At 68.9% G+C, this 26,916-nt stretch carries 24 protein-coding genes and 1 other RNA gene; 11 read left to right on the top strand and 14 right to left on the bottom strand.

From position 1 onward, the window contains the following. Positions 1-274: 274 nt before the first annotated feature. Both rnpB and ACWCOV_RS22015 read right to left on the bottom strand, forming a co-directional pair. An RNA gene (rnpB, locus tag ACWCOV_RS22020) (RNase P RNA component class A) lies at positions 275-671 on the bottom strand. Between the two features lie 9 nt (positions 672-680). Beyond that, on the bottom strand, positions 681-1,049 hold the full coding sequence (locus ACWCOV_RS22015; RefSeq protein ID WP_449831157.1) for a DUF952 domain-containing protein: 369 nt from the start codon (positions 1,047-1,049) through the stop codon (positions 681-683). Between the two features lie 45 nt (positions 1,050-1,094). Here ACWCOV_RS22015 and ACWCOV_RS22010 point away from each other — a divergent pair, with 45 nt between their 5' ends. Beyond that, the gene (locus ACWCOV_RS22010) at positions 1,095-2,585 is read left to right on the top strand and encodes a S10 family peptidase (RefSeq protein WP_449831156.1); all 1,491 of its coding nucleotides are present in this window, start codon (positions 1,095-1,097) and stop codon (positions 2,583-2,585) included. A gap of 248 nt (positions 2,586-2,833) precedes the next feature. Here ACWCOV_RS22010 and ACWCOV_RS22005 read toward each other — a convergent pair whose 3' ends face one another. Both ACWCOV_RS22005 and map read right to left on the bottom strand, forming a co-directional pair. Next, complete coding sequence (locus ACWCOV_RS22005) at positions 2,834-3,214, bottom strand: GNAT family N-acetyltransferase (protein ID WP_449831155.1); 381 nt, start codon at positions 3,212-3,214, stop codon at positions 2,834-2,836. Then, positions 3,211-4,059, bottom strand: coding sequence for a type I methionyl aminopeptidase (gene map, locus ACWCOV_RS22000; protein WP_449831154.1), 849 nt, complete (start codon positions 4,057-4,059; stop codon positions 3,211-3,213). Before map ends, ACWCOV_RS22005 begins: the two co-directional genes overlap by 4 nt. A 53-nt stretch (positions 4,060-4,112) precedes the next feature. Here map and ACWCOV_RS21995 point away from each other — a divergent pair, with 53 nt between their 5' ends. Then, positions 4,113-4,301, top strand: coding sequence for a hypothetical protein (locus tag ACWCOV_RS21995; protein ID WP_449831153.1), 189 nt, complete (start codon positions 4,113-4,115; stop codon positions 4,299-4,301). Positions 4,302-4,485: 184 nt separating this feature from the next. On the opposite strand, the gene ACWCOV_RS21990 is transcribed toward ACWCOV_RS21995, so the two are convergent. Then, positions 4,486-5,058, bottom strand: a complete 573-nt coding sequence (locus ACWCOV_RS21990; RefSeq protein ID WP_449831152.1) for a histone H1-like repetitive region-containing protein — start codon at positions 5,056-5,058, stop codon at positions 4,486-4,488. A 365-nt stretch (positions 5,059-5,423) separates the two neighbouring features. Here ACWCOV_RS21990 and ACWCOV_RS21985 point away from each other — a divergent pair, with 365 nt between their 5' ends. Further along, positions 5,424-6,173: a helical backbone metal receptor gene (locus ACWCOV_RS21985; protein ID WP_449831151.1), complete on the top strand. Its 750-nt coding sequence runs from the start codon at positions 5,424-5,426 to the stop codon at positions 6,171-6,173. Positions 6,174-6,253: 80 nt separating this feature from the next. Further along, positions 6,254-6,430 carry a hypothetical protein gene (locus ACWCOV_RS21980; protein WP_449831217.1) on the top strand — a complete coding sequence of 59 codons (177 nt, stop codon included), beginning with the start codon at positions 6,254-6,256 and terminating at the stop codon, positions 6,428-6,430. 33 nt (positions 6,431-6,463) lie between these two features. Here ACWCOV_RS21980 and ACWCOV_RS21975 read toward each other — a convergent pair whose 3' ends face one another. Next, positions 6,464-6,961, bottom strand: a complete 498-nt coding sequence (locus ACWCOV_RS21975) for an NUDIX hydrolase (protein WP_449831150.1) — start codon at positions 6,959-6,961, stop codon at positions 6,464-6,466. Between the two features lie 90 nt (positions 6,962-7,051). On the opposite strand from ACWCOV_RS21975, the gene ACWCOV_RS21970 reads away from it, so the two are divergent. Then, entirely contained in the window at positions 7,052-7,954 is a 903-nt protein-coding gene (locus tag ACWCOV_RS21970; protein ID WP_449831149.1) for an aldo/keto reductase, read from the top strand. A 385-nt stretch (positions 7,955-8,339) separates the two neighbouring features. On the opposite strand, the gene panB is transcribed toward ACWCOV_RS21970, so the two are convergent. From panB to ACWCOV_RS21955, 3 genes are all read right to left on the bottom strand, one after another. Further along, entirely contained in the window at positions 8,340-10,556 is a 2,217-nt protein-coding gene (panB, locus tag ACWCOV_RS21965) for a 3-methyl-2-oxobutanoate hydroxymethyltransferase (RefSeq protein WP_449831148.1), read from the bottom strand. 148 nt (positions 10,557-10,704) lie between these two features. After that, positions 10,705-12,540, bottom strand: a complete 1,836-nt coding sequence (locus ACWCOV_RS21960; protein ID WP_449831147.1) for an NAD+ synthase — start codon at positions 12,538-12,540, stop codon at positions 10,705-10,707. 53 nt (positions 12,541-12,593) lie between these two features. Further along, positions 12,594-13,778 carry a VOC family protein gene (locus tag ACWCOV_RS21955; RefSeq protein ID WP_449831146.1) on the bottom strand — a complete coding sequence of 395 codons (1,185 nt, stop codon included), beginning with the start codon at positions 13,776-13,778 and terminating at the stop codon, positions 12,594-12,596. A gap of 84 nt (positions 13,779-13,862) precedes the next feature. On the opposite strand from ACWCOV_RS21955, the gene ACWCOV_RS21950 reads away from it, so the two are divergent. Further along, positions 13,863-15,050: a DUF418 domain-containing protein gene (locus tag ACWCOV_RS21950; RefSeq protein ID WP_449831145.1), complete on the top strand. Its 1,188-nt coding sequence runs from the start codon at positions 13,863-13,865 to the stop codon at positions 15,048-15,050. Here the strand turns inward: ACWCOV_RS21950 and ACWCOV_RS21945 are convergent. Then, entirely contained in the window at positions 14,996-15,592 is a 597-nt protein-coding gene (locus ACWCOV_RS21945; protein ID WP_449831144.1) for a peptidoglycan recognition protein family protein, read from the bottom strand. The two genes, ACWCOV_RS21950 and ACWCOV_RS21945, sit on opposite strands and share 55 nt — an antisense overlap. A gap of 140 nt (positions 15,593-15,732) precedes the next feature. On the opposite strand from ACWCOV_RS21945, the gene ACWCOV_RS21940 reads away from it, so the two are divergent. Then, a complete protein-coding gene (locus tag ACWCOV_RS21940; RefSeq protein WP_449831143.1) occupies positions 15,733-16,215 on the top strand; it encodes a hypothetical protein in 483 nt (160 codons plus the stop codon). After that, a complete protein-coding gene (locus tag ACWCOV_RS21935; RefSeq protein ID WP_449831142.1) occupies positions 16,212-17,132 on the top strand; it encodes a hypothetical protein in 921 nt (306 codons plus the stop codon). Before ACWCOV_RS21940 ends, ACWCOV_RS21935 begins: the two co-directional genes overlap by 4 nt. On the opposite strand, the gene ACWCOV_RS21930 is transcribed toward ACWCOV_RS21935, so the two are convergent. Continuing rightward, positions 17,058-17,465 carry a hypothetical protein gene (locus tag ACWCOV_RS21930; RefSeq protein WP_449831141.1) on the bottom strand — a complete coding sequence of 136 codons (408 nt, stop codon included), beginning with the start codon at positions 17,463-17,465 and terminating at the stop codon, positions 17,058-17,060. The genes ACWCOV_RS21935 and ACWCOV_RS21930 overlap by 75 nt on opposite strands. A 117-nt stretch (positions 17,466-17,582) precedes the next feature. Between ACWCOV_RS21930 and glnA the strand changes: the two genes are divergently transcribed. Then, positions 17,583-18,923 (top strand): type I glutamate--ammonia ligase, encoded by a 1,341-nt coding sequence (gene glnA / locus ACWCOV_RS21925; protein ID WP_449831140.1) that lies wholly within the window; start codon positions 17,583-17,585, stop codon positions 18,921-18,923. A 151-nt stretch (positions 18,924-19,074) separates the two neighbouring features. Here glnA and ACWCOV_RS21920 read toward each other — a convergent pair whose 3' ends face one another. Continuing rightward, positions 19,075-19,653, bottom strand: coding sequence for a peptidylprolyl isomerase (locus ACWCOV_RS21920; RefSeq protein ID WP_449831139.1), 579 nt, complete (start codon positions 19,651-19,653; stop codon positions 19,075-19,077). A gap of 44 nt (positions 19,654-19,697) precedes the next feature. After that, on the bottom strand, positions 19,698-20,108 hold the full coding sequence (locus ACWCOV_RS21915; RefSeq protein WP_449831138.1) for a hypothetical protein: 411 nt from the start codon (positions 20,106-20,108) through the stop codon (positions 19,698-19,700). A gap of 295 nt (positions 20,109-20,403) precedes the next feature. On the opposite strand from ACWCOV_RS21915, the gene ACWCOV_RS21910 reads away from it, so the two are divergent. Both ACWCOV_RS21910 and trmB read left to right on the top strand, forming a co-directional pair. Beyond that, entirely contained in the window at positions 20,404-23,388 is a 2,985-nt protein-coding gene (locus ACWCOV_RS21910) for a bifunctional [glutamine synthetase] adenylyltransferase/[glutamine synthetase]-adenylyl-L-tyrosine phosphorylase (protein WP_449831137.1), read from the top strand. 76 nt (positions 23,389-23,464) lie between these two features. Next, positions 23,465-24,112, top strand: coding sequence for a tRNA (guanosine(46)-N7)-methyltransferase TrmB (gene trmB / locus ACWCOV_RS21905; RefSeq protein WP_449831136.1), 648 nt, complete (start codon positions 23,465-23,467; stop codon positions 24,110-24,112). On the opposite strand, the gene ACWCOV_RS21900 is transcribed toward trmB, so the two are convergent. Next, positions 24,093-26,699 carry a family 78 glycoside hydrolase catalytic domain gene (locus ACWCOV_RS21900; RefSeq protein WP_449831135.1) on the bottom strand — a complete coding sequence of 869 codons (2,607 nt, stop codon included), beginning with the start codon at positions 26,697-26,699 and terminating at the stop codon, positions 24,093-24,095. The two genes, trmB and ACWCOV_RS21900, sit on opposite strands and share 20 nt — an antisense overlap. Positions 26,700-26,916: the final 217 nt, after the last annotated feature.

Raw genomic sequence — 26,916 nt, 5'->3', positions numbered from 1 at the left:
CGCCGGACCGAAGCCCGACGGCGGGACTCGAACCCGCGACCCGCCCATGAGAAGTGGTAACCGATTGACTCCGGCCCACCCAGGTCTGTCTTGCTCTAGACCATAGCCACTTCCGTGCCGCATCCGCGAAGCAATTTGGAGCTTGTGGACAACGCAGTGTGGTTGGGGAAGAGCGTGTGCGAGCTACCGGTCGGATCGTGACGCAGTTGCCGTAAGTATGGCGAGAGGGGGTGCAGGCGCACACCCGGCGGGCGGCAGCCGGATCCGGGGTGGGGGAACGGGTCGGTCTGTAAGCCGGATTCTGTCGTGGCGATCATCCATCTACGGTGACCGTTGCCGGGCACCTCCAGCGGCCTACCCGCGAGCTCGGGCGGGCAGCCCTCGGACGCTCGCGCGGACGGTGGTTGCCCATCGTCCTTCTTGGCCTTGCTCCACGTGGGGTTTACCGAGCCTCCGCAGTCACCTGCGGAGCTGGTGGTCTCTTACACCACCCTTTCACCCTCACCCGCACTTCGGTGAACCACGGGGTTCATCGAAGCCGCTGGCGGTCTGCTTTCTGTGGCACTGTCCCGCGGGTTGCCCCGGGTGGGTGTTACCCACCACGCTGCCCTGTGGAGTCCGGACTTTCCTCGGCGCCCCCTGGAGGACGACGCGATCGCCCGACCGACCCGTTCCACTTCTCAGGATACGGCGTCCGCGGTCACTTCCGGCCATCGGCCGTCCGGACCGCGCTCGTAGCGCCGTACGTCGACCACCGCGTCGAGGTTCAGCGGCCCGTAGATGTGCGGGAAGCTGACGCCGATCGCATCGAGGTCCTCGTCGCACAGCGCGGACACCAGGCGCTCGGTGTCGATGACCAGGAGGCTCAGTGGCCCCTCGACGTCGTCGTACACGAAGTTCGCCACCATGGCTACCTGCTCCGGCCGGGAGGCGTGGATGAACGTCGCCCCGTCGTCGAGGCTCTTGCCCCGCGTCGACCATCGGTAGCAGCCCGCCTCCTTGGCGGCCTCCCACTGCTCCGGGAACGCGATATGCAGAATCGTCGCCATAAACACCCACGCTAATGGTTGAACGCTTGGATTAGGGTGCTCGACATGGCGAAGGATGAGAGCACCGAGTCCACGTCCGAGGCAGCGGCCGAGGAGACCAAGGCCGCGCCACCCACCGACGACCTGGTGTCGACGCAGCACACGCTGCCGATCGGCCGGAAGAGGCTGAAGTACACCGCGACGACCGGGCGGATCGTGCTGCGGCAGGAGGTGGTGACCGAGGGCAAGTTCGACGGGCACAAGCCCAAGGCCGAGGTGTTCCTGACCGCCTACACGCTGGACGACGCGGATGCGACGAACCGGCCGGTGACGTTCGCGTTCAACGGCGGCCCGGGGTCGTCGAGCATCTGGCTGCACCTCGGCCTGCTAGGCCCGCGCCGGGTGGTGTCCGGCGACGCCGGTGAGCTGGCGCCCCCGCCGTACGGCTTGGTGGACAACGCCGAGTCGCTGCTGCAGCACAGTGACCTGGTCTTCATCGACCCGGTGTCGACGGGGTACTCGCGCGCCGTCGAGGGCGAGAAGCCGGGCGACTACCACGGCTTCACCCGGGACCTGGAGTCCGTCGGTGAGGTGATCCGGCTGTGGACGTCGCGCAACGGGCGCTGGATGTCGCCGAAGTTCCTGGCCGGCGAGTCGTACGGTACGACGCGCGCCGCCGGGCTGGCCGCGCACCTGCAGGAGCGGTACGGCATGTACCTCAACGGGGTCATGCTGATCTCGGCCGCGCTCGAGTTCGGCACGCTCGACTTCACGCCGGGCAACGACCTGCCGTACACGCTCTTCCTGCCGTCGTACGCCGCCATCGCGCACTACCACGGTCTCGTGCCGGGCCGGACCCTCGACGAGGTGCTCGCCGACGCCGAGCGGTTCGCGGCCGGGCGCTACCCGAACGCGCTTGCCCAGGGCAACCGGATCCCGGCCGACTACCGGGCCGAGGTGGTCACCCGGCTGGCGTCGCTGACCGGGCTCAGCGAGGACTACCTGGACCGGGTGAACCTGCGGATCGAGCACATGCGGTTCTTCGCCGAGCTGCTGCGGTCGCGCCGCCAGGTGATCGGCCGGCTGGACGGCCGCTTCACCGGCTGGGACGCGGACTACGCCGGTGAGACGCCGGGCAAGGACCCGTCGTTCAGCGCGATCATCGGGCCGTACACGGCCGCGCTGAACCACTACGTGCGGGTCGAGCTCGAGTACCAGAACGACCTGCCGTACGAGATCCTCAACATGGACGCGGCCAAGAACTGGTCGTTCAAGGAGTTCGAGGGCCAGCAGATCACGGTGGCCGAGAAGCTCGCCGACGCGATGCGGGTCAACCCGCACCTCAAGGTGCATGTCGCGTCCGGGCACTACGACGGCGCGACGCCGTACTTCGCCACCGAGCACACGCTGGCGCGGTTGCAGATCCCGAGCGAGCTGGTCGGCAACATCGAGACGAAGTACTACCCGGCCGGCCACATGATGTACATCCACGAGGAGTCCCGGATCCAGCAGTCCGAGGACCTGGCCGCCTTCATCAACGCCGCCTCCAACCGATGACCGTTCCGGCTGACGTCGCGGCGATGGTCGACAACACTCGCGACAACCTCACGTCGTACTGGGTGCCGATGCTCGACCGGTTGGAGCAGCGCGGGGTGAGCTGCCCGACGATCAGGTGCTCGACGGGTGGATCATCCCTTGGTACGTCCTGGGCATCCCGCGGCTGCACGCGCTGCTTGCTACCGGCAACATCATCTCCAAGACCGCCGCAGGTCAGCACGCCGCCGCCGCACAACAACTCTGGCGCGCTAGCTCAGGTACAGACGAAAGCCGGAGTAGGACCGGTGGGGGAGCGACGTGTAGAAGTCCTCGCCGGTGTCCGTCACCAGGTCTATGCGTTGGGCGCCGGTGAGCGGGGCGGCGTACTCGAGCAATGCTCGGCCGATGCCTTTGCGCCGGTGGGTGCGGCTGACTGCCATCAGGGAGAGGTGGGCCTGGAGGTGGCCGTCGCTCTGCAGGTAGGCGAAACCTACGACGACCTCACCGTCGAGAGCTACGACGGTTGTCACGCCGGGGGCGGTGAGGACTGCGTGCGCGCGGTCGGGGTCGGCGGGGAAGCTTGGCCACTGCTCGGCCTCGCACAGTGCGAGCACGCCCGGCAGGTGGGTGTGCTCGTACTGCGTGATCACGGGAGGGTGAGGACTTCGGCGCCGGTGTCGGTGACTACGAGGGTGTGCTCGAACTGGGCGGTGATGGACTTGTCCTTGGTGGTGGCGGTCCAGCCGTCGTCCCACAGGTCGTACTCGTAGGTGCCGAGCGTCAGCATCGGCTCGATGGTGAACGTCATCCCGGGCTCGATCACGTCGTCGAACCGCTCGTCGTCGTAGTGCGGGATGATCAGGCCGCTGTGGAACGACGTCGCGATGCCGTGGCCGGTGAAGTCGCGGACGACGCCGTACCCGAACCGCTTGGCGTAGGACTCGATCACGCGGCCGATGATGCTGACCCGGCGCCCCGGCTTGACCGCTTTGATGCCGCGGTTGAGCGCCTCGTGCGTGCGCTCGACGAGCAGCCGGACCTCCTCGTCGACGTTGCCGACCAGGAACGTGGCGTTGGTGTCACCGTGCACACCGTCCAGGTACGCCGTGATGTCGACGTTGACGATGTCGCCGTCCTCGAGCGGACGGTCGTCGGGGATGCCGTGGCAGATCACCTCGTTGACCGACGTGCACAGCGACTTCGGGTAGCCGCGGTAGCCGAGCGTGGACGGGTAGGCACCGCGCTCGACCAGGTACTCGTGGCCGACCGCGTCGAGCTCGTCGGTGGTGACACCGGGCTTCGCGGCCGCACCGACCGCCTGCAGGGCCTGCGCGGCCAGCTTGCTCGCGACCCGCATCCGGTCGACGATCTCCGGCGCCGTGACGTAGGAACCGTCGTACGGCGTCGGGCCCGGCTTCCCGACGTATTCGGGACGCGGGATGGACGCGGGGACTTCGCGGCGCGGCGAGATGATGCCGGGAGTGAGAGGCGACATGGTGGGAACATTGTAGTGAGCTGCGACAAGACTCCCGGGAGGCGGTCATCCAGATGAGCGACGATCACAGCAACGAGTGGTACTACAACACCAGAACCGGCAAGGTCGAGCCTTACCAGGGCAGTAAATCCGGCGACCGTCTCGGACCGTACAACTCCCCGGAAGAGGCGGCCCGCGCCCTGGAGAAGGTCCAGGAACGCAACGAGGAATGGGACAACGACCCCAAGTGGAACGACGACTGATCGTCACCCCTTCCTGATCCTCCAGAGCCTGATCCCACAGCGCCTGATCCCACAGCGCCTGATCCCACAGCGCCTGATACCGAAGAGCCTGATCCTGAAGGGCCTCACCCTGAACGTGCCGAGGGGCGCCACCGTCGACGGTGGCGCCCCTCGGGCTTTGTCCGGGCTGGTGCAGACGGCCGGTTCAGCGAGCGACCCGGCGGGCGGCGGTCTTGCGGGCCGGAGCCTTGCGCGCCGGCGCCTTCTTGGCCGCGACCTTGCGGACCGGGGCCTTCTTCGCCGCGGTGCGCTTCGCCGGCGCCTTCTTGGCGGCGGTCTTCTTGGCCGGGGCCTTCTTCGCCGCGGTCTTCTTGGCGGGCGCCTTCTTCGCGACCGTCTTCTTCGCCGCGGTCGTCTTCTTGGCCACGGTCTTCTTGGCGGCCGTGGTCCGCTTCGCCGGGGCCTTCTTGGCGACGGTCTTCTTCGCCGTCGTCTTCTTGGCCGGGGCCTTCTTCGCGACCGTCTTCTTCGCCGCCGTGGTCTTCTTGGCGGTGGTCTTCCTCGCAGCAGTTGTCTTCTTGGCTGCGGTCTTCTTGGCGGGCGCCTTGGAGACCGCCTTCTTTGCCGCACTCACCTTCTTCGTCACTGTCTTCTTCGCTGCGCTGACCTTGCGCGCGGACGTCGTCTTCGCGGCGCTGGTCTTCCTGGCGACAGTCTTCTTGGCGGGAGAAGCCTTTTTGGCTGTCGCCTTCCCTGCGGCTGCCTTCTTGGCTGGCACTCTGCCTCCTTGGTGCGGCTGAGGAAAACCACGGTGGATTCCTCGTCGTCATGATGATGACAACACTTGGTGCCTACGTAAAGCACCCGAAACGTCTTCAGGTTAAGGCGTCCTGACCGCCGGTCGGCGCGAAAATGCCGAAAATCCTTGTGCAGAAGGGATTCCGCCGCGCTAAGAGGATGCCTGACCGCCCGAAGAATTTCTTGGCGACACGCGCACAAAGTTCGTGTCGAACCGCCGATTCGGCGAGTGTTGTCCTCGGCAACGGCCTGCGACCGGCACGTGCCGCGGACCCGCGAAGAGTGCTCGAGACGACCTCGCGGACGCATGATGAGAGAGCATGCAGACGACCTTGGGAAGGTGTCATGACAGAGCTCGTCGACGACGTCGGGAACGTCGTCGTGATGCGTTCGGACGTGACGCGCGTAGTGAGCATCGTGCCGTCGTTGACCGAGTCGATCGCGGCGACGCACGAACACTTGCTGGTCGGTGCGACGGACTGGTGCACACATCCACACCACCTCGACGTGACACGTGTGCGCGGCACGAAGAATCCCGATCTCGATCTCGTCCGCGCACTCCGGCCCGATGTCGTCGTCGCGAACGCGGAAGAGAATCGCGCCGTCGATCTCGCCACGTTGCGCGCGAGTGGAATCGCGGTCTGGACCACCTCGCCGACCACTGTCGACGAATCACTCGACTCACTCGAACGCATGCTGTCCGCGATCACCGGCGCTGTCCCGGAGTGGTTGCGGCAAGCACGTGAGGTGTGGAGTACGCCGTACGACGGAATGCGCCGGCGGGCCGTCGTACCGATCTGGCGGCGGCCGTGGATGGCATTGGGACGCGACACGTTCGCGGGTGATCTGTTGTCCCGGATCGGCGTCGCCAACGTGCTGCGTGATTCCGGTGAACGCTATCCGCGGATCGATCCGGATGCGTTACCCGATCACGATCTCGTCGTACTCCCGGACGAGCCTTATGCCTTTTCACCCGACGACGGGCCGGAGGCATTCACGCGGCCGGCGAAGTGTGTCTCCGGGCGGCACCTCACCTGGTACGGACCATCGCTCGTCGAGGCCCGCGAACTGCTCAGCCGGCAATTGCGACCTTGAGCGGACGGCCGCAGTGACGTGCGACACGATGACTGCCTGGTCAGCTAGACGGTTAGGTATGCCTCACCTACACTCGCTGCGTGCCGTCGATGACCGCGAAGAAGAAGTGCTGCAAGGACAAGCCGAGGTGCAAGAAGTGCCCGGTGGTCCTCAAGCGGCTGGCTGATGCCGGCTGCGCGGAGCGCCTCGACCGCGTGCACTACGTCGTCGACAGGAAGATCAAGAAGAAGGTCCTCAAGGAGGCCCGCAGCCGCTGAGGCCTTCGGGTCGTCGGCTGATCCGGCGGTCGCTCAGGAGGCGCGGCGCAGCGTGATGGCGTCGGCGGCCTGGCGGAGCAGGCCGGGGATCGTGACGTGCGCGGCCTGACCGGTCGCCTCGAGATCGTCGCCGTACCACCAGCCGTGCGCGCTGATCGTCTCCAGCTCCAGCTGCTCCTGGTTGGCGAACGTGACGTCGACACCGTCCACCGCCACGGCGAAGAACGTCTGGTGCTGGATGATCGGGCACCCGCCCCACTCGAACTCGATCGTGTTCGTCGCCACCGGTGTGCCGAGCGCGTCGATCGGCAGGTGAATGCCGACCTCCTCGCGCAGCTCCCGGCTCGCCGCCTGCACGACCGTCTCACCGGCTTCGACGCCGCCGCCGATCGTGAACCAGTACGGCGTCTGCGGCTTCAGCGGATCCCAGCCGTGCAGCAGCAACACCTTGCCGTCCGGTCGGACCGGCAGGACGCGGGCCGTCGTACGCCGTACGACGGTGCCAGGTGGTGGCAGACGAGATTCGCTCACACAACAAAACGCTAGACGAGGAAGGGCATCCCGCGTCGGCTGATGCGGCGCGTCTCACAGTGGTTGCCGGGGACACCTAGGATCGAAAGCATGACGGCGAGCATCGGTCTGGGCCTGGCGGCACTCGGGCGACCCGGGTACATCAACCTCGGGCACGACGAGGATCTACCGCCGGGGCGCGCGGTCGAGGATCTGAGAGAGCGCACACATCAACTGCTCGAGCAGGCGTGGGACGCCGGTGTTCGCTATTTCGACGCGGCGCGTTCGTACGGTCTTGCCGAAGTCTTCCTCGGCGAGTGGCTGACTCCTGAGCGCCGCGACCAACTCACCATCGGGTCGAAGTGGGGCTACACGTACGTCGCGGACTGGCGGCACGACGTGGATACGCACGAGGTGAAGGATCACTCACTCGGCACCTTTGAAAGGCAGTGGCCGGAGACCCTTCAAGCGCTTGGTGGGGCGCCGGACTTCTACCTGATCCACAGCTTGACGCCGGACAGCCCGGCGCTGGGTGATGCGAAGCTGCTCGATCGGTTGCGGGCGCTTGCGGACGACGGCGTACGGGTTGGACTGTCGACGAGCGGACCGCATCAGGCTGATGCGTTGCGTGCGGCTTTGGCGCTGGGTGGGCCGTTCACTGCGGTGCAGGCGACGTGGAATGTGCTGGAGACTTCGGTCGGGCCGGCGCTGCAGGAGGCGCATGATGCTGGATGGTTTGTGGTGGTCAAGGAAGCGGTTGCCAACGGGCGGCTGACGGCCAAGGCCGGCGAGACGCCGTTCAACGCGTTTGCTCGGCAGCATGGGGTTGCGCCGGACTCACTCGCGATCGGGGCTGCTGTTGGTCAGCCGTGGGTTGATGTTGTGCTGAGTGGCGCGAGTACGGCGGATCAGCTTGAGAGCAACCTGGACTATCGGACGGCCGGCCCACTCGACGAGTTCGCCCAGCAGCCCGACGAGTACTGGACCGAACGGTCGGCTTTGCCCTGGATCTGACCCGCGTGATCTACCCACGCGTGCGGTTTACGCGCTTATCGCGCGTGCTGGATTGCCGGGCCGGTGTTGTCCGCCGGACAACTGCTGTCCCAGCGGTCCGGTGCGAGGCACCCCGGATCGCACTCGTCCAACTTGCCGGAACTCGGGACCTTGAACACCCTGTGGTTCGCGTGCACAGGAAATACCCAGTGCTAGCCCACCAGTTCCTGTCTAAGGCTCGGTTCGGCTCACGCATCCGCACCTGAAGCAGTCGCGACGGAGGAGCTGGCTGCCTAGCACGCGCGGGGTCGTCCGCGGGCGGGCGTGACGACGGTTGTCCTGCGGACGCACGCCGACCCCGGCAACTACCACGCGCGATAAGCGCGTAGCACGCGTGGGTAAGCAGTTAGAAGGTGTGTTCGTCGGTCGGGAAGGTGCCGGTGGCTACTTCGGCGGCGTAGGTGGTGGCTGCGGTGGTGAGGATTCCTCGGAGGTCGGCGTATTGCTTGACGAAGCGGGGCATGGTGCCGGAGCGCAGGCCGGCCATGTCTTGCCAGACGAGGACCTGGGCGTCGGTGTCGCGGCCCGCGCCGATGCCGATGGTGGGGATGGTGACTCGTTTGGTGATCTCGGCGGCGACGTCGCCGGGGACCATTTCGAGGACGACGGAGAACGCGCCGGCCTCGGCGAGGGCGATGGCGTCGTCGATGAGGCCGGCGGCTTGGTCGCCGCGGCCCTGGACCCGGTAGCCGCCGATGCTGTGCTCACTTTGCGGCGTGAAGCCGATGTGCGCCATCACCGGGATCCCGGACTGGGTCAGTTTCTCGACCATCGGCACGACGGTGCGGCCGCCTTCGAGCTTGACCGCGTGCACGCCGGCTTCCTTCATGAAGCGTACGGCGGTGTGGAAGGCCTGCTCGGGGGACGCCTGGTACGAGCCGAACGGCAGGTCGGCGACGACGAGGGCCCGGTCGACCGCACCGGCGACGGCGCGGGCCAGCGGGATCAGTTCGTCGACGGTGACGCGCAGGGTCGTCTCGTAGCCGAAGACGTTGTTGGCGGCGGAGTCGCCGACCAGCAGGACGGGGATGCCGGCCTGGTCGAAGATCTCGGCGGTGTACTGGTCGTACGCCGTCAGCATCGCCCACTTCTCGCCACGGTTCTTCATGTCGCGAAGGTGGTGGATGCGGTACCGGCGCGGCCGCTTGCTCTGGCCCGAGCCCTCAGCGGACCCGGAGGCCGGACCCGATCCAGGAGCAGCACCCGTCAACGGTCCTGCACCAGACATCGGCGCCGAACCGGACGACGAAGCCGAGCTTGACGACGGGCCGGCTGGGCCCTGAGCCGCACCGGCAGCCGGACTCTGACCCTCAGTCGGGCTCTGCGCCGCAGCCGAGCCGGCGTCAGCGGCCGCCTGGGCCCGGCGGGCGCGGTGCGAACCGGTGTGCTCGTTCGACACCTGGCTGGGGGCGTCCTGCTGGACGTCCGCACGCCGTCGCGCGCCGACTCGCTTGGGTTCTTCACTCACCGGTGTGTTGCTCTCGTACTCCGCGCTCGGGTCGGACGGGTAGCCGTTGTCGGACTGCTTGCCGGACTCCAGCATCTCTGGCAGGTACGCCGTGATGGTCGGCGCGTCCAGCGAGTAGTTCCCCTGCTGTGGGTTCGCCGGAGCCGGAGCCGGTGCGGGCCCTTGGCCCGGCGACTGCTGTTGCTGGCTCTGCGGCTGCGCGGGAGCAGGCGGTGGTGTCGGCGCCTGGTTCGGCGGCTGCTGAGTAACGCCGTTGTTGTGTGGCCCGGCGTTCTGGGCGGGCGTCGGTGCCGGACCGCTCCAGGTGCCGTTCGCTGTTCCGTTCGAGCCGTGCGGCGCGGGCGGGTGCGGGGTCACGCCGTTGCTACCTGCCTGCGGGGGAGCGGGCGGGCGCTGCGGCTGTTGTTGCGGTGCAGCGGGTGCCTGCCGGTTCGGCGGTACGCCGTTGCTCCCCGGACCGAACGGGCTCGGACGGCCCTGCTGCGGCGGCGGACCGACAGGGGTCTGCTGCGGCCGGAACGGGCTCTGCTCCTGGTACGACGCCGGCCCGAACGGCGACTCCTCACCACGACCAGGCTCACCACGACCCGCGTCACCACGCGAAGGCTCACCCCGACCGGGCTCACCACGCAAGGCCTCACCCCGACCGGGCTCACCACGCAAGGCTTCACCCCGCGAGGGCTCACCCCGCGACGGCTCACCGCGAGACGAGTCGTAGTACTCCGGCCGCTGCTGCTCCCCGTACGGCCGTCCCTGCGGCTGCTCGCCGTACGGAGGCTGCTGTGGTCGCGGCTGCTCGCCGTACCCGCGCTGCTGCTGTGGTTGCCCGGCCGGTGGCGGCGGGGGACCCGGCAGGTACGGCGGCTTCGGCACGTACGGCTGCTGGGGCACCGGCCCGCGTTCATAGGCCCTGGGGGCGTTCGGCAACGACGGCGACGGGTCGAGACCGAGGCCGTTGCCGCGGTCCCGCCAGGAGTCGTCCCCGTAGTCCGAGCGGCGGTGCTCCTCGGTTGTCCGGTTCTTCGGTCCGGTCCCGTACGGCGACGGCAACTCGTCGTCGTCCTGGGTACCGGCCGACAGGAAGTTGTCAACCATGCCTTCATCGTCCCACCGTTGCGGAGGGTGAGCGCTACCGGCTGCGGCTGAGCGATCGCTCACATCGTCCGCGGGCAGGTCGGAGCGGTCCGTGGGCTCCACTGGAGTTCCCCACGGGGTTTCGGAGGTCGGGCGGTACCGCCAGGAATCACTCAGTGCTCTCCGCCACCTTCCGTGCCTCCTCACCAGTGCCGGGCTTGGGCTGGCCGTCGCTCACGTGCGCCGCCTTCTTGGCGTCCTCGCGCCAGGCGTTCGTGATCGGCAGCCGGCGGTCCCGGCCGAATGCCTTGTGGGTGATCTTCGGGCCCGGCGGGTACTGCCGGCGCTTGTACTCCGCCTTGTCGACCAGCTGGATCACCTTGGACACCAGCTCGGTCTCGAACCCGGCCGCGACCAGCTCGGCGCTGCCGCGGTCCTGCTCGACGTAGTCGTCCAGCATGTCGTCGAGGAGGTCGTACGGCGGCAGCGAGTCGGTGTCCACCTGGCCGGGCCGGAGCTCGGCCGAGGGCGGCTTGACGATCGAGTTCTGCGGGATCGGCGGCTGCTGGCCGCGCGCCTTCGCGTCCTCGTTGCGCCACTTCGCGAGCCGCCAGACCAGCGTCTTGGGGACGTCCTTGAGCGGTGCGTACCCGCCGACCGCGTCGCCGTAGATGGTAGAGTAGCCGACGGACAGCTCGGACTTGTTGCCGCAGGCAAGGACCAGGTGGCCGTCGGCGTTCGACAGGCCCATCCAGATCACCGCCCGGACCCGCGCCTGCAGGTTCTCCTCGGCCAGACCGGTCAGGCCGAGGGTGTCGATGAACGGCTGGACCATCGGCTGGATCGGGATCACCCGGTAGTTCAGGCCGGTCCGCGCGGCGAGCTCGGCGGCGTCGTCGCGGGAGTGCTCGCTGGAGTACACACTCGGGTTGGAGATGCCGAACACGTGCTCGGGCCCGACCGCGTCACACGCGATCGCGGCGACCAGCGACGAGTCGATGCCGCCGGACAGCCCGAGCAGGACGGACTTGAAGCCGTTCTTCTGCACGTAGTCGCGCAGTCCGGTGACGATGGCGCCGTACATCTCGGCCTCGTCGGCCAGCCGGGGCGCAACTGCGGAGGCAATCGGCTCGTACGCCTCCAGCGCCTCCTCGTGGAGCACGGTGTGCACGATGTCGATGCCCTCGTGCGTGCCGGACGGCGTCCCGGCCGGAGCTGGCAGGTCGAGGTCGACGACCATGCTGCCCTGCTCGAACTGCGGGGCGCGGGCGAACACCTTGCCCTCGGCGTCGGCGATCAGCGAGTCGCCGTCGAAGACCAGCTCGTCCTGCCCGCCGACGAGGTTGACGTAGGCGAGCGAGCAGCCGGCCTCGCGCGCCCGCCGGCTGACCAGCGCGCCGCGGACGTCGTCCTTGTTGGCCTCGTACGGCGAGCTGTTCACGACGAGCAGCAGTCCGGCGCCGGCGGCCTTGGTCACCGCGACCGGGCCCCCGTCCTGCCAGAGGTCCTCGCAGATGACGACGGCGACGTCGACGCCGTGCACCCGGACCACCTGGAGGGTGTTGCCGGGGACGAAGTGCCGGAACTCGTCGAAGACGCCGTAGTTCGGCAGGTGGTGCTTGACCGCGCTGGTGACGACGCGGCCCTGGTGGATCACCGCGGCGCAGTTGGTCGGCGAGCCCTTCGGCCGGCCGAGCCGGTCGATGCCCATCGCCGTACCTGTAGCGCGGTCGAGGTAGCCGCAGACCACCACGATGTCGCCGAGGCCCTCGTCGGCGAGCCGGGTGGCGAGGTCGTGGATGCGGGCCTGGGACGCGTCCACGAACGACGCCCGCAGGGCCAGGTCCTCGACCGGGTAGCCGGTCAGCGCCAGCTCCGGGAAGGCCACGACATGGGCGCCGCGCTCGACGGCGTTACGGGTCCACGCGACGATCTTCTCGGCGTTCCCGTCGATGTCACCGACGGTCACGTTGAGTTGAGCGAGGGCTACCCGAAGCTGAGGCACGGGAGCACATTACTGGTTCGTTGGCTCGAACCCACGCCCGATGTGCTCGTTGATCAAACCCGAGCTCGAACCTGGCCGGCCACGAGGTCGAGTTCGTTGTTCTCCGGATCGGTCACCGTCGACCGGCCGGCGACCTGCTGAACCACTCGTCCACCGCCGGCGATGACCGCTTCGAGGCGCTCCTCGAAGCCGTCCGCAGGGACGACGAGTTCGAAGCGGATGCGGTTGCGTTGCCGGCGCCTGGCCTCGTCGGCGGCATCCAGCTGCTGGAAGAACAGCGGCGGGTTGAGCCACCGCGGGTCGTCGATGTCGGTGAGGTGCTGGCGCGTGTCGGCGTCGTACCCGAGCAACTGCTGCCAGAAGGCCCGGACCGCCGGAACGTCGACCGCGTCGATGCCGAACTGCACGAAACGCAATCGGCTCGGGTCCGCGGTGAGCCCGAGGTCGTGCGCGGCGGCCTGGGTACGGCGGGCGAGGTCGGCGAACCGGTCGTCCTCCCACAAGTCCTTGCCGGTGTCGAGGGCGACGCCGTCGGGTCGTACGTCGACCATGAGCGGCATCCCCGACTCGTCCACCAGGCCGGCGACGGCGGTGACCAGGTCGACGGCCTGCGCGGGCGACGCGGTCGGGTAGAACGTCATCCCACCGAACAGCAGCCGCCAGTCCGGGGCGTCGTCGAAGTTCCTGCCCCCGACGATGTCCACCTCGTTGCCTTCCGCATCAGCAACCCTGCTGTGGTGATCGCTGGCGAACGCTTCCCGCCCACCGGCCGCGTTCGCCGTCTCCCTGGCGCCCGCGAGCGTCCAAGGACGCACGACGTCGACGTGCACCCGGTTGCGCAGCGGTCGCGCCTCATCCAGCCGCCCGAACGAGAACGCCGGATCCCGACGCAGCGGATCCACGAGACCATTCGCGCCGAGCGCGTCATACCCGAGTACGGCGCGCCAGAGAGCAACCACCGCATGGTCGTGAGCATCGACCCGCACCTGAAGCGCCTGGAGCCCACTCGGATCAGCGGCGAGGCCGAGGTCCTGAGCGGCCGCCGAGATCGCCGAAATCGTCGCGTCCTCGACCCGATCCCGGAACCGCACCTGCACCCCACGGTCCCGCAGGTTCACGTCCGGCAGTCCGCCGGTCAGCACACGGATCCGGGCGACCAGAGCAGCACCGGCGCTCTGGGACGTCGCGCCGAACCAGGCACTCGTTCCGTACGGGAGGTCCCACCAGTCGCGGCTCATGCCACGACAGTAGCGACGAAGGTTCGACCCGTCGCTGACTTTCGGTGGATGTGACGGACCTCGGTGACCGATTCACTGAGAGACATGACAGCTCAGGGTGGGCCGACGGGGTTGAGCGAGCGGGCGCTGGGGCCCGATCTCGCTCGCGGCTTCATGCTGCTGTTCATCGCGCTGGCGAACTCGCACTACTTCGTCCACGGCGCCTCCGTCTTCGGCGGCTTCCCGACCGACGGCTCGGCGGTGGACCGGGTGGTGGCGTTCCTGATCTCGACCTTGGTCGACGGTCGCGCGTTCCCGATGTTCGGGCTGCTGTTCGGGTACGGCGTCGCGCAGATCGTCCGCCGCCAGCGCGAGGCCGGGAAGGAGTGGCGGCCGATCCGCAAGCTGCTCCGGCGGCGCAGCCTGGTGCTGGTCGTACTCGGTTTCCTGCACGCGATGCTGCTGTACATCGGCGACATCCTCGCGGCGTACGGCGTCCTCCTCTTCCTCGGCGTCTGGGCGCTGCGCTGGAGGGACCGCTGGCTGTTCATCGTGTCCGCGGTCGTGCTGGTGATCTCGTCGCTGCCGAGTGACGACTCGCTCTCGACCGCGACCGACGCCGCCGACGGATCGATGCTGCCGCTGAACCTGCTGGACCAGTTCGCCGACCGGATCGTCGTGCAGCCGTTCATCGCGCTGCTCGGCCCGATCGGGTTCGTCGCGCCGTTCCTGATCGGCCTGTGGGCCGGCCGCCGGCGGATCCTCGAACGCCCGGCCGAGCACCTCACGCTGCTTCGCCCGACGGCCGTCGCCGGTATCGCCATCGCGATCGCCGGCGCCCTCCCGGTGTCGTTCGTCGTCGGCGGGGTGATCGACCGGCCGAGCGACGCCACCCTCTCGATCGTCGGTCCGCTGCACGACACGTCCGGCGTACTGGGCGGGTTCGGGTACGCCGCTCTGATCGTCCTGATCGCACTGCGGTTGGGCGATCGCCAGGGCCGGTTCACCCTGGCGATCGCGGCGGTCGGTCGACGTTCACTGACGTGCTACCTGGCCCAGTCCGTGGTCTGGGCTGTCGTGTTCACGCCGTACCTGCTCGATCTGTCCCGGACGCTCAGCACGACCACGACGGCGCTGCTCGCCGTCGCGACCTGGCTGGCGACCGTCCTGCTGGCCGAGCGGATGCGGCAGTCCGGCTACCGCGGACCGTTCGAGATCCTGATCCGGCGGTTCACCTATCAGCCCTCCAGGACCGCGGCCACCCGGTCGCGCAACTCGGGCAGCCGGGCGTAGAACACGTTGCCGGGGCACTGGGTCGCGTTGTAGTCGCGGTGGCCGACGATCGCCACGTGCGGATCGAGGTTGTACTTCGTGCACAGCCAGGCACACGTCAGCACGGACATGTCGAACAGCGCGACCGGTACGGCGGCACTCGTGTAGAGGCCCTCGTGCTCGATACCGATGGTGTGGCTGTTGTGGTTGGCGGTCTGGGCGCCGAGGACGTTCTGGCCGTTGTTGATCGACGACAGCGACTTGCTGCGACCCTCCATCAGGTAGCCGCCGCGGCTGATCGTGAGCTGGTTGCCGATGTCGATCCAGCCGTTGTCGTCCATGTGCAGGTCCTGGATCCAGTGCTGGACCCGGTACGCCGCGGCGAGCGAGTAGTCGGTGACGTTCGCGCTGGCGGTGTGGTGGATGACGATGTGGTCGGGTTTGCCGATCACCTGGGTGGCGGACCGGGGTGGCCGGGCGGACCACTCGGCGCGGGTGTAGCAGCGCGGTGCGGGCGCCGCCTGCGCTGCAGTCGTCGGGAGGGCGACGCCACCGAGCAGCACGCCTCCGGCGGCAGCGCCGCGTAGGAGGGTCCGTCGGGAAGTCCGGGCACGTTGGAAACTTTCTGGGGCGGTCATGTTGTAGAAAATCCCCTACATAGGAGCCGGTGAAACCGCGCCGGGCGGTCCGGGAGTGGTGTGTAATGGCGGGCGTGACGAGTGGGCAGGAGCCGGCGGGGGACGTTCGGCTGGGACGGGTCGGCAAGGGGCTGCGAGTGCTCGTGGCCGTGGTCGGGATCGGGTTGCTGATCAACGGATCGGTCCGGGCGACGGACGACGCGTGGCCGTTCGGGCCGATGTCGCAGTATGCGATGTCCGTGCCCGACGACGCGTCGATCACCTACACCCGGATCAGCGCCCGGACCGACGCCGGCACGACGGTCGACGTACCGCTGAACATCGAGGGCGCCGGCGTGGCCCGGGCCGAGATCGAGGCTCGGACCGGGGAGATCGTCAAGGACCCGTCGCTGCTCCAGCAGGTCGCGGACGGGTGGGCGCGCAAGCACCCGGACGAGCCGAAGTACGTGAAGCTCGAGCTGATCCGTGACACCACCCAACTGGTCAAGGGCCGGGTCGAAGGCCCGCCGACGTCCGAGGTGCTGGCGACCTGGGAGGTACGGCGATGAAGGTCATCGACTGGTTCACGCCGAAGATCGCGGTGGCCCGGGTGGCCTGGCTGCGGACGGTCCTCTACCTGTTCGTCATCCTCGACATGCACGCGTTCGTCCGCGACACCCGGCTCAAGGGCGAGCACCCCGGCCTGTACCAGCCGTTGCTGCTGGCCCGGATCTTCGACCTGCCCAAGCCGTCGGTCGCGAACACCACCATCCTGTACGTCGTCCTGATCGTGGCCTGCCTGGTCGGCGCGACGAACTACTTCCCGCGGATCGCCGGCTGTATCGTCGCGCCCGCGTTCACCTGGTGGGTGCTGATCGGGATGAGCGACGGCAAGGTCGACCACGACCACCTCGCCCTGGTGATCGCGCTCTGGGTCCTCCCGACCGTCAAGACCGGCAGCCGCGGCCTCGCGTCGTACGGCGACCAGACCAGGTCGGAGGCGGCCGGTTGGGCGGTCCGGTGCGTGCAGATCTGCGTGATCGCGACGTACTTCCTGTCGGCTGTCGCGAAGTTGCGCAGTGCCGGGTGGGCGCTGACCTGGCCGGGCAGCGCCGTCCTGACCTGGGCGATCGTCCGGCGGCCGCACCCGGTCGGAGAGTGGTTGCTGCACCACCCGTGGATGCTGCACGTGATGCAGTGGGTCGGGATCATCGCGGAGTTCCTGTCGCCGGTGATCCTGTGGCTGAAGGGGCGGTGGCAGCTGCTCGGGGCGCTGTTCTTCCTCGGGTTCCACGCGGCGAACACGGCGATCCTGCTGATCCACTTCCTGCCGACCGTGGTCTGCTGGCTGGCGTTCGCGCCGATGGAGCGGATCGTGCCCTGGTTCCGCCGCCGGCGGGACCGGAAGACGTCAGACGGCGACGCCGGAGAGGCCGAAGACCAGGCCGAAAAGGGCCGGCAGGCCAAGGAGCAGGCCGGCGCGTAGCCGGAACCGGCGGCCGCCCGGGCCGGGAGTCCGGACCACGCGGGACAGGACGGCGCCGGCGTACCCGAAGACCAGCGCGGCGAGCAGGATCTGCTGAGTCGGCAGGTTGTCGGCCTCGTGATGGGTCAGGCCGAGCGTGACCAGGCCGGTGCAGCAGAACGCACACATGCCGAACCCGAGCTCCGGGATCGGGAGCCAGCGCCGGCCCAGGACGTCCCGCTCGGCGGGTCGCCGGCCGCGCAGCGACTGGGCGAAACGCGCCGTACCGAGGATCAGGTCGCTGGCGCAGAGGATCGCGGCCACGATCAGTGCGGCGCGAAATACTGTCTGCACCCGGGAAACGGTAGGCCCTGATCGGCGCGTTGTCCGCACCAGCACGTAACGTCTGCTTAACAGACGCGGGGCAGACTGTGTGAGGAGCCCCTGAAGTACCCGGCGAGAGGTGGACTGATGGACAAGCAGCAGGAGTTCGTACTGCGCGCGCTCGAGGAGCGCGACGTACGGTTCGTGCGGCTCTGGTTCACCGACGTGCTCGGGTTCCTGAAGTCCGTGGCGGTGGCGCCGGCCGAGCTCGAGGGCGCGTTCGCCGAGGGGATCGGCTTCGACGGCTCCGCGATCGAGGGGTTCGCCCGGGTCACCGAGGCGGACATGCTGGCCAAGCCGGACCCGTCGACCTTCCAGATCCTGCCCTGGCGCGGCGAGACCATGGGCACCGCGCGGATGTTCTGCGACATCAACATGCCGGACGGCTCCGCGTCCTTCGCCGACCCACGGTACGTGCTGAAGCGGACGCTGTCGAAGGCGGCCGACCTCGGGTTCACCTTCTACACCCACCCGGAGATCGAGTTCTACCTGTTCAAGTCGCTGACCGGTGAGCCGGGCTCGAAGCTGGAGCCGGTGGACCAGTCCGGGTACTTCGACCACACCCCGCAGGGCATCGGCAACGACTTCCGCCGCGAGGCGATCACGATGCTCGAGTCGATGGGCATCTCGGTCGAGTTCAGCCACCACGAGGGCGGCCCCGGCCAGCAGGAGATCGACCTGCGGTACGCCGACGCGCTCACCACCGCCGACAACATCATGACCTTCCGGGTGGTCGTGAAGGAGGTGGCGCTGAGCCAGGGCATCTACGCGTCGTTCATGCCCAAGCCGCTGAGCGACCAGCCCGGGTCCGGGATGCACACCCACATGTCGCTGTTCGAGGGCGACCGGAACGCGTTCTTCGAAGGCGGCGCGCAGTACCAGCTGTCCAAGACCGGCCGCGCCTTCATCGCCGGCCTGCTGCAGCACGCGGCCGAGATCACCGCGGTGACCAACCAGTGGGTCAACTCCTACAAGCGGCTCGCCGTCGGCGACGAGGCGCCGTCGTTCATCTCCTGGGGCCACAACAACCGGTCCGCGCTCGTCCGCGTGCCGATGTACAAGCCGCACAAGGGGCAGTCTTCGCGGGTCGAGTTCCGGTCCCTGGACTCGGCGGCGAACCCTTATCTTGCGTTCGCGCTGATGCTCGCGGCCGGGCTGAAGGGGATCGAGGAGGGGTACGAGCTGCCGCGCGAGGTCGAGGACGACGTCTGGTCGCTGACGTCGCGCGAGCGCAAGGCCCTCGGGATCAAGCCGCTGCCGAGCAGCCTGGCCGAGGCGATCAGCGCGATGGAGGACAGCGAGCTGGTCGCCGAGACGCTTGGCGAGCACGTGTTCGACTTCTTCCTGCGCAACAAGCGTGCGGAGTGGCAGGACTACCGGCGGCAGGTCACCCCGTTCGAACTCAACAAGCTGCTGCCCGTTCTGTAGGTCCAACCCTGCGCACCACTCCTCGATGGGTACCTACGGACAGGAGGTAGCGGCCGAGGTGGGTGGTGAGGCTGAGCTGTTCAGGCGGGAAGCAGGTGCGAGCGGTCGGGCAGAGCTCGGGGACCTCCTGTTGTTAGGTACCCCGCGTTCCTCACCCGACGAGAAGGCCGAGGATTTGGACCGGTTGTTGGGGGGACGCGGCGATTCGGTCGAGGACGTGCAGTCCGTTGCTGACGGCACCGAGGATGGTGGACGTCTTCGGGAGGTCGCCGTCCTCGAGGACGAAGAAGAACGCGCTCCCGTTCCCGTCGTCGTTGCGTAGGGCAACCACCCCCCGGTGGTAGGACTCCATGCCGGTGAGTTCCGGGGTGAAGGTGTAGCCAGGCCGGCCCGCGCCGCACTCGAGGATCGCCCGGGTGGGGCGCGGGCACGGGGTCTCGTTGTAGAACCGGGTCAGCGCCAGGTGGGTGAAGCTGTGGACGGCGCAGGGGGCGTCACGTCGGTCGAGGCGCAGGACCAGCGTGCCGTGGTTGGTCTGCACGGTGACCTTGACGACGCCTAGCAGCGGAGCCAAGGAGTACGGCGGCCGGACGGCGCCGTCCGCCGTACGGGTGTAGGTGCATTTCTTGAACAACGCCGGTGCGGCCTGGGCGCTTGCGGCCCAGCCCTCCAGGATCAGCGCGACGGCGGCGACCAGTAGGACTGCGACAACCCGTTTCCAGCGACGCATGTCTCTGAAGGTAACACTGAGTAGGCAGAATGCAACAGATTGTGTCAGAGATCGACGAGTTGGTCGTCGGAGGCGTGCTTCGAGGTCCAGCGCGAGGCAGCGGTCGAGTGCCGGTACGGCGCCTCGATCGGCGCCGGCGGTGTGGGCACGGTGAACTCGGTCGCGACCGGCGGAAGGACCGGCGAGCCGTCGGGTGCCAGAGCGTGCACCTCCTCGACCGTGAGCAACCCGACCGGGCGGGTGCCCTCGGTGATCACCACCAGGCAGCCGGGGATCACCTGCTGGGCGCGATTCCCCTTCGCGGGCACGAGAATCCCCTCGGCCGCGGTGCGCCAGGCGCCGGGAACGAACTCGCGTAACGCGATCCCGGCCTGGCCGTCGTCCGCCGTCCGTGGTGGGAGGTAGGCGGTGGCTGTGTAGTCGTAGTCGTAGTCCGGCTCAGGCGGACCCGACACTCGCCCACCCTGCTGGGGCGTCAACCAGACCACCGTGCCCCGAACAGCGAGCGACCCCGTCATCATGACCATGGACAGCCATCATGCCGACTACTGAGCGAATTCGCTACACGACACCGAGTATTCATCGCAATCTGGCCGCGATCCGGCTGAGATCCGACTTTGTGCACGACGTGAGCATATTCCGCCGCGAGGAATGCCGGGTGGGTGCACAAAGTCGGGCTGGCAAGAGGGCGGGCGGAGGGTGGGCGGAGGGCGGGCGGAGGGCGGGTTGGCGGGCGGGTAGCCTGCGGGGGTGGCTGAGGCGCGCAGGGGCTCGTGGGAAGGCCGGCTCGTTCGGCTGGGATTTGCGGATCCGCAGCGCGCCGGAGTGATGCTGGAGCAGTTGGACCGGCTGGAGTCGCCCAGCCCGATGGCCAGCGAGCAGCTGATCACCGCGCTGTCCGAGTCCGCCGACCCGGATCTCGCGTTGCACGGGCTTCTGGGCCTGGCCGAGGCGCTGCATCGCAACCGGTACGACGTTGCCGCGTTCGCCCGCACGTTGGAGGTGGACGACGACTTCCGCCGGCGGCTCCTGTCGGTGCTCGGCGCGAGTGAGGCGCTCGGCCGGCATCTCGGCGTGCACCCGCGGCACTGGTACGACTTGGCCGACCCTGCGCTGGCCGGCGTCCGGCCGTCCGCTGACGACGTCCGGGCCAGGCTCGCCACCGCGGTCGACGCACCGAATCCGGTCGACGCGTTGAGAGTCGAGTACCGCAGGCTGCTGCTCCGGCTGGCCGCGCGGGATCTGGCCGAAGGGCTGCTCGTCGACGAGGTGGCCGCCGTACTGGCCGATCTCGCCGGGGGAGCGCTGGAGACCGCGCTGCACATCGCGCGCAACGAGTACTTCGCCGCGCACCCGGGCGCCGCCGAGTGCCGGCTCGCGATCATTGCCATGGGCAAGTGCGGCGGCCGCGAGCTGAACTACGTCAGCGACGTCGACGTCCTGTTCGTCGCCGAGCCACACGACGGTGAACCCGAGGCGCCTGCGCTGAAGACAGCGACCCAGCTGGCCGCCGCCGCGATGCGGATCTGCTCGGCGCACACCGCCGAGGGCACTCTCTGGCCGGTCGACGCCGCGCTGCGTCCCGAAGGCAAGTCGGGTCCGCTGGTCCGCACCCTCGAGAGCCATCTCGCGTACTACCAGCGCTGGGCCAAGACGTGGGAGTTCCAGGCCCTGCTCAAGGCCCGCCCGGTCGCGGGTGACGCGGAGCTCGGTCAGCGGTACGCCGAGAAGACGGCCGAGCTGGTGTGGTCCGCGGCCGATCGGCAGGGGTTCGTCGACGACGTGCAGGCGATGCGGCGGCGCGTGATCGACCACATCCCGGCGGCGGACGTCGATCGCCAGCTCAAGCTCGGGCCCGGCGGTCTGCGAGACGTGGAGTTCGCCGTACAGCTGCTGCAACTCGTGCACGGCCGGAGCGACGACGCGGTGCGCAGCGGTACGACGCTCGTCGCGCTCGAGCAGCTCACCACGCACGGGTACGTCGGGCGCACCGATGGCGCCGTACTCGCGGATGCCTACCGCTTCCTGCGGTCGATGGAGCATCGCATCCAGCTGTACCGGCTTCGCCGTACCCATCAGGTCCCGGACGAGGAAGCCGACCTGCGCAGGCTCGGCCGGTCGCTCGGCTTCACCAAGAACCCGGTCAAGGACCTGACCGCGGCCTGGAAGAAGCACGCGCTGGAGGTACGGCGCCTGCACGAGAAGCTGTTCTACCGGCCACTGCTCGCGGCCGTCGCGCGGATCCCCGGTGGCGAGGTGCGGCTGACGCCGGAGGCGGCGAAGCAGCGGCTGACCGCGCTCGGGTACGCCGATCCGTCGTCGGCGCTGCGGCACATCGAGGCGCTGTCCGAAGGAGTGTCCCGCCGGTCGTCGATCCAGAAGGCGTTGCTGCCCGCGATGCTCGGCTGGTTCGCCGAGTCGCCTGATCCGGACGCCGGCCTGCTCGCGTTCCGGACCATCTCGGACACGCTCGGGTCGACGCCGTGGTACCTGCGTCAGCTGCGTGACGAGGGCGCGTCGGCCGAGCGGCTCGCCCACTTGCTGGCCAGCGGCCGGTTCGCCGTCGACTTGTTGCAGCGGGCACCCGAAGCAACCGCGATGCTCGCCGACGAACGTGAACTCGTGCCGCGCACGCAGGAAGGTCTGCTGGCCGAGATGTCCGCGGCCGCGGGCCGGCAGGAGCAGCCCGAGGCGGCGGTGGCGGCGATCCGCGCGGTCCGGCGGCGGGAGCTCTTCCGGGTCGCCGCGGCCGATCTGTCCGGCCTGCTCGACGTCGAGACGGTCGGCGAGGCGCTGACCACGATCTCGGTCGGGACGCTGACCACCGCGCTCGAGGTGGCCCGGCGCGCGATCGCGAAGGGGGAGCCCGAGCCGACCCGGATGTCGATCGTCGCGATGGGGCGCTTCGGCGGGCATGAGCTCGGCTACGGCAGCGATGCGGACGTGATGTTCGTCCACGACCCGGTCCCGGGTGCCGACGAGAAGGCCGCGACCGACTTCGCCACCCAGGCCGCCACCGAGCTGCGTCGGCTGTTGGCGCTGCCTGGTGCCGATCCGGCCGTTCAGGTCGACGCGGATCTGCGGCCCGAGGGGCGTCAGGGCCCGTTGGTCCGGACGTTGGCGTCGTACGCGTCCTACTACGCCCGCTGGTCCGCGGTGTGGGAGGCACAGGCTTTGCTGCGGGCCGATCCGCTCTGCGGAGACGCCGACCTGTGCGAGTCGTTCCGTGCGCTGATCGACCCGCTGCGTTACCCGGAAGACGGTGTCAGCGAGCGCGACGTACTGGAGATCCGCCGGATCAAGGCCCGCGTCGACGCCGAACGGCTGCCGCGGGGCGCTGACCGGAGCACCCACACCAAGCTCGGCCGCGGCGGTCTGGCCGACATCGAGTGGACCGTCCAACTGTTGCAGCTGCGCGAGGCGCGCAACGTCCCCGGTCTGCGTACGACGCGCACGCTCGGCGCACTGCGGACAGCGGTCGAGGCCGGCCTGTTCCAGGCGACGGACGCCGACACCCTGCGGATCGCGTGGGAGATGGCGACCCGGATCCGCAACGCGATCATGCTCGTCCGGGCCCGCCCCGGCGACTCGCTGCCCCGCGATCCCCGCGACCTCGCCGCGGTCGCCCAGATCTGCGGCTACCCGCCCGGCGAGACCAGCCGGTTCTCCGACGACTACCTCCGGATCACCCGGCGGGCCCACAACACCGTTGCTCATCTGTTCTGGGACGACTAATAGACTTCTGCTGGTGGAAACGGTGGATCAGGTCAGGCAGGCGGGCGTTTTCAGCCACGTCCGGCGAAGTGTCCGGATGACGGTTGGGCAGCAGCGTGTCTGGGAGACGCACTGGCCGTCGCTGGGCCGGAAGCTCGAGGACCTGCCGCCGGGAGCGGTCGACCTGGCCGGCTGGTTCGGGCGGGAAGCGCCTACCGTGCTCGAGATCGGCTCCGGGATGGGCGACGCGACTGCGCGGCTCGCGGTGGCGGCGCCGGAGGTGAACCACCTGGCCGCCGAGGTGTACCCGGCCGGTCTGGGCCAACTGATGCTGTGGGTGGAGAAGTACGACCTCGACAACGTCCGGCTGCTGCAGGGTGACGCGCTGGACTTCCTCCGTGACCACGTCGCGCCCGGCGCGCTGGCCGGCGTCCGGATCTACTTCCCGGACCCGTGGCCGAAGAAGCGGCACCACAAGCGCCGCCTGGTCACCCCGCCGTTCGTCGCGCTGGTCGCGTCCCGGCTGCAGCCGGGCGGAACGTTGCACCTGGCAACGGACTGGGCGGACTACGCGGAGCGCATGCGCGAGGTGTGCGACGCGGAGCCGCTGCTGCGCAACCAGTACGACGGCTGGGCCCCGCGACCCGAGTGGCGCCCGATCACGAAGTTCGAGGCGCGCGCCCAGGCCGAGGGCCGGGTTTGCCGGGATCTGCTCTACACCAAGGTCACGCCGACCGGCTCGTGAACGTCCACAGCCCGGCCGGCACCGTGTAGACGGTGTAGCCGTCCTCGTACGACGGCTCACCCACGAACGGAGCCGGTACGGCGGAGACGTCCGAAGCGGACGCGGACGGCACATGGACCTCGGCCGTCGACCCGACCGGCACCTGGACGTCCAGTGACAGCACCCGGCTCACCTGCTTCCAGGCCACCGACACCCTGCCGCGGATCGTTTCGGTGTGGATCGCCGCCGAGTCGACCTGGCTGCGCGCGTCCGGCCGGACCAGAATCCGCTGCCAGCCCGCGTCGAGGTTGCGAAGGCCGGCGACGTTCTCGTACACCCACTGCACGACGGTGCCTTGGAAGTAGTGGTTCCGCGACCGCGAGTCCTCCTCCCACTTCTCCCACATCGTGTCCGCGCCGAGGTCGAACCAGTAACCCCAGCTGGGGTACGTCCGCTGCAGCGCGACCTTCGTGGCCGCCTCGCCGTACCCGTGCGCCGTCAGCACCGGCAGCAGGACACCGACGCCGAGGCAGCCGGTGTTGAGGTGGAAGCCCCGCGCCTCGACGTCCGCGGCGAGGTTGGCGGCGACTCGCTCGGCCAGCTCCTCCGGCACGATGCCGAACGCCAGCGGGACCGCGTTGGACGTCTGCCTGTAGTCCGGGTCCTCACCTGACTTGTAGACCGCGGCCTCACGGTCCAGGAACGTGCGGTTGAGGCCGTCCTTCAGCTCGGTCGCGGCCTTGCGGTAGTCGTGTGGCTTACTGATCAGGTCGCCGATCTCCGCGGCCGCGATCACCGCCCGGTAGAGGTACGCCGTACCCGTGAGCCGCCGGTCCTCCGGGGCCGGGCCGCTGCCGAAGCCGGGTGGGAGCCAGTCGCCGAGCACGCTGACGGACAGGCCGTCCTCGACCCGGTCGAGCTCCCAGGACAGGTAGCGGGTCAGCGAGTCCCAGTGCTCGCGCAGCAGCCGCTCGTCGCCGTACGAGCGGTACAGCTCGCGGAGCAGGAACGGGTAGACCGTCGGCCACTCGGTCGCGGGGGACAGGTCGGTGAAACCCCAGCCGCTGGACGGCACGATCACCGGCAACTGCCCGGACTCGGCCTGGCTGTCGCGGATGTCGCCCAGCCACTTGGTGAAGAACCGCGCCAGGTCGAGCGAGGCCAGCATCGTCGGCCCGCCCACCTGCGCGTCACCGGTCCACCCGTTCTTCTCCATGAACGGGGTGTCGGTCGGGATGCCGTGCAGGTTGTTCAGGATCGTCCGCCGCATCGCCCGGTCGAACTGCTCGTACGACGACTGTGCCGAGGTGAACCGGGTCACCGTCCGCACGTCGGAGTGCACCTCCCGCATCAGCACGTCGGGTCGTTGCGGCACGCCTTCGATCTGGACGTAGCGGAAGCCCTTGTAGGTGAACCGCGGTTCCCACTCCTCGACGCCGTGGCCGGCCGCGATGTACTCGTCGCGCTGGATCCGGTCGCCCTCGACGTGCACGTTGACGGCCACCACGTTGCCATCGGCAACCGTCTCGCCATGGGTCAGGGTGATCACGGTGCCGGCCTCGGCGGTGACGGCGAGCTTGGTCCAGCCGGCCGTGGTCCGGCCGAAGTCGGCGATCCACACCCCGGGCCGGACCTCGGTGACGTCCACCGGCTCGACTGTCTCGATCACCCGGATCGGCTCGTGGGCCTGAGCGACGAGCTTGCCCTTCGGAGCATCGACGAGCGTGGCCGCCGACCAGGTGGAGTCGTCGAAGGCCGCGGTGTCCCAGCCGGGGAGGGCGCGACGGGCGTCGTACGTCTCGCCGGTGTAGAGGTCGTCCGAGATGGTCGGGCCGGCGGTGACGCGCCAGGATTCGTCCGACACCACCTCGACGCTGCGGCCGTCGTCGTACTCGATCACCAGCCGGGCAAGGAGCTGCGGCTCGGCGGTCCAGGGCGTCTGGTGCCAACGCCAGGCGTTGGGCGTGGTCAGACCAAAGAATCCACGGCCGAGCTCGGCGCCGAGCACGTTGTCGCCGGACTGGACCAGTTCGGTGACGTCGTGGGTGACGTAGAGGACGGTGTGGTCGTAGTTGGTGAAGCCGGGATCGAGTACGGCGTCGCTCACAGGTCGGCCGTTGACTCGCAGGTCGGCGTACCCGAGTCCGCTCGCGTACAGCCGGGCTCGTCCGACCGTGCCGTCCGCGGTGAACGACTTCCGGACCAGGTTGGCGCCACCGATCCAGCGGGCAGCGCCGAAGCCCTCGTCGAGGAGCGCGGTCTCGAACCACTCGGGCTCGGCCCAGGTGCCTTCGCGGTCTTGGGAGTCCCAGAGCCGGACGGTCCAGTGGTACCGAGTGCGAGGTGTCAGCGGCGGGCCGTCGTACTCGATGCCGAAGCTCCGGGACGACGGCAGCTTGCCGGAGTCCCAGACGTCGCCGAGGCCGGGCTCGGAGCCGACGCGGACCTGGTACGCCGACTGGGTCGCGCCGTACCCAGGGGCGGTGGCGATCCAGCTCAGCCGGGGCCGGCTCACGTCCGTGCCGAGCGGCCGGACGGCGTACTCGGTCTTCAGCGTTGTGGCGCTCAGTGGACCACCAGGCGTCCATCCGTCCGGCAGTGCGTGCATCAGGCGGCTCCTCAGGCTCGTCTCGGCACCCCGAGGACGGTAGGCAGCCGACCGGCGCCGTTTCAACACTCTGACCACAACCGGCCGCCGCGGTGCCATGATCGAAAGTGATCGTTTGTCTCAATTACTGATTTATCGTCTCGGATCGTGAAACCTGAGCATCACGGGCCGGTCCTTCGTCGACCGGTCGAAGTCGCGAACCTGCGTGACCTCCGAG

The sequence above is a fragment of the Kribbella sp. NPDC002412 genome (genome assembly GCF_053592935.1).
Note: the sequence above shows the minus strand (reverse complement) of the source record. Positions and strands in the feature narration are given on the sequence as shown.

Bases quoted from the DNA above. Each gene is read 5' to 3' on its own strand.
- ACWCOV_RS22015 (WP_449831157.1), bottom strand. From the start codon at position 1,049: ATGGCGACGATTCTGCATATCGCGTTCCCGGAGCAGTGGGAGGCCGCC.
- ACWCOV_RS22010 (WP_449831156.1), top strand. From the start codon at position 1,095: ATGGCGAAGGATGAGAGCACCGAGTCCACGTCCGAGGCAGCGGCCGAG.
- map (WP_449831154.1), bottom strand. From the start codon at position 4,059: ATGTCGCCTCTCACTCCCGGCATCATCTCGCCGCGCCGCGAAGTCCCC.
- ACWCOV_RS21995 (WP_449831153.1), top strand. From the start codon at position 4,113: ATGAGCGACGATCACAGCAACGAGTGGTACTACAACACCAGAACCGGC.
- ACWCOV_RS21985 (WP_449831151.1), top strand. From the start codon at position 5,424: ATGACAGAGCTCGTCGACGACGTCGGGAACGTCGTCGTGATGCGTTCG.
- ACWCOV_RS21970 (WP_449831149.1), top strand. From the start codon at position 7,052: ATGACGGCGAGCATCGGTCTGGGCCTGGCGGCACTCGGGCGACCCGGG.
- panB (WP_449831148.1), bottom strand. From the start codon at position 10,556: ATGGTTGACAACTTCCTGTCGGCCGGTACCCAGGACGACGACGAGTTG.
- ACWCOV_RS21955 (WP_449831146.1), bottom strand. From the start codon at position 13,778: ATGAGCCGCGACTGGTGGGACCTCCCGTACGGAACGAGTGCCTGGTTC.
- ACWCOV_RS21950 (WP_449831145.1), top strand. From the start codon at position 13,863: ATGACAGCTCAGGGTGGGCCGACGGGGTTGAGCGAGCGGGCGCTGGGG.
- ACWCOV_RS21940 (WP_449831143.1), top strand. From the start codon at position 15,733: ATGGCGGGCGTGACGAGTGGGCAGGAGCCGGCGGGGGACGTTCGGCTG.
- ACWCOV_RS21935 (WP_449831142.1), top strand. From the start codon at position 16,212: ATGAAGGTCATCGACTGGTTCACGCCGAAGATCGCGGTGGCCCGGGTG.
- glnA (WP_449831140.1), top strand. From the start codon at position 17,583: ATGGACAAGCAGCAGGAGTTCGTACTGCGCGCGCTCGAGGAGCGCGAC.
- ACWCOV_RS21920 (WP_449831139.1), bottom strand. From the start codon at position 19,653: ATGCGTCGCTGGAAACGGGTTGTCGCAGTCCTACTGGTCGCCGCCGTC.
- trmB (WP_449831136.1), top strand. From the start codon at position 23,465: ATGACGGTTGGGCAGCAGCGTGTCTGGGAGACGCACTGGCCGTCGCTG.
- ACWCOV_RS21900 (WP_449831135.1), bottom strand. From the start codon at position 26,699: ATGCACGCACTGCCGGACGGATGGACGCCTGGTGGTCCACTGAGCGCC.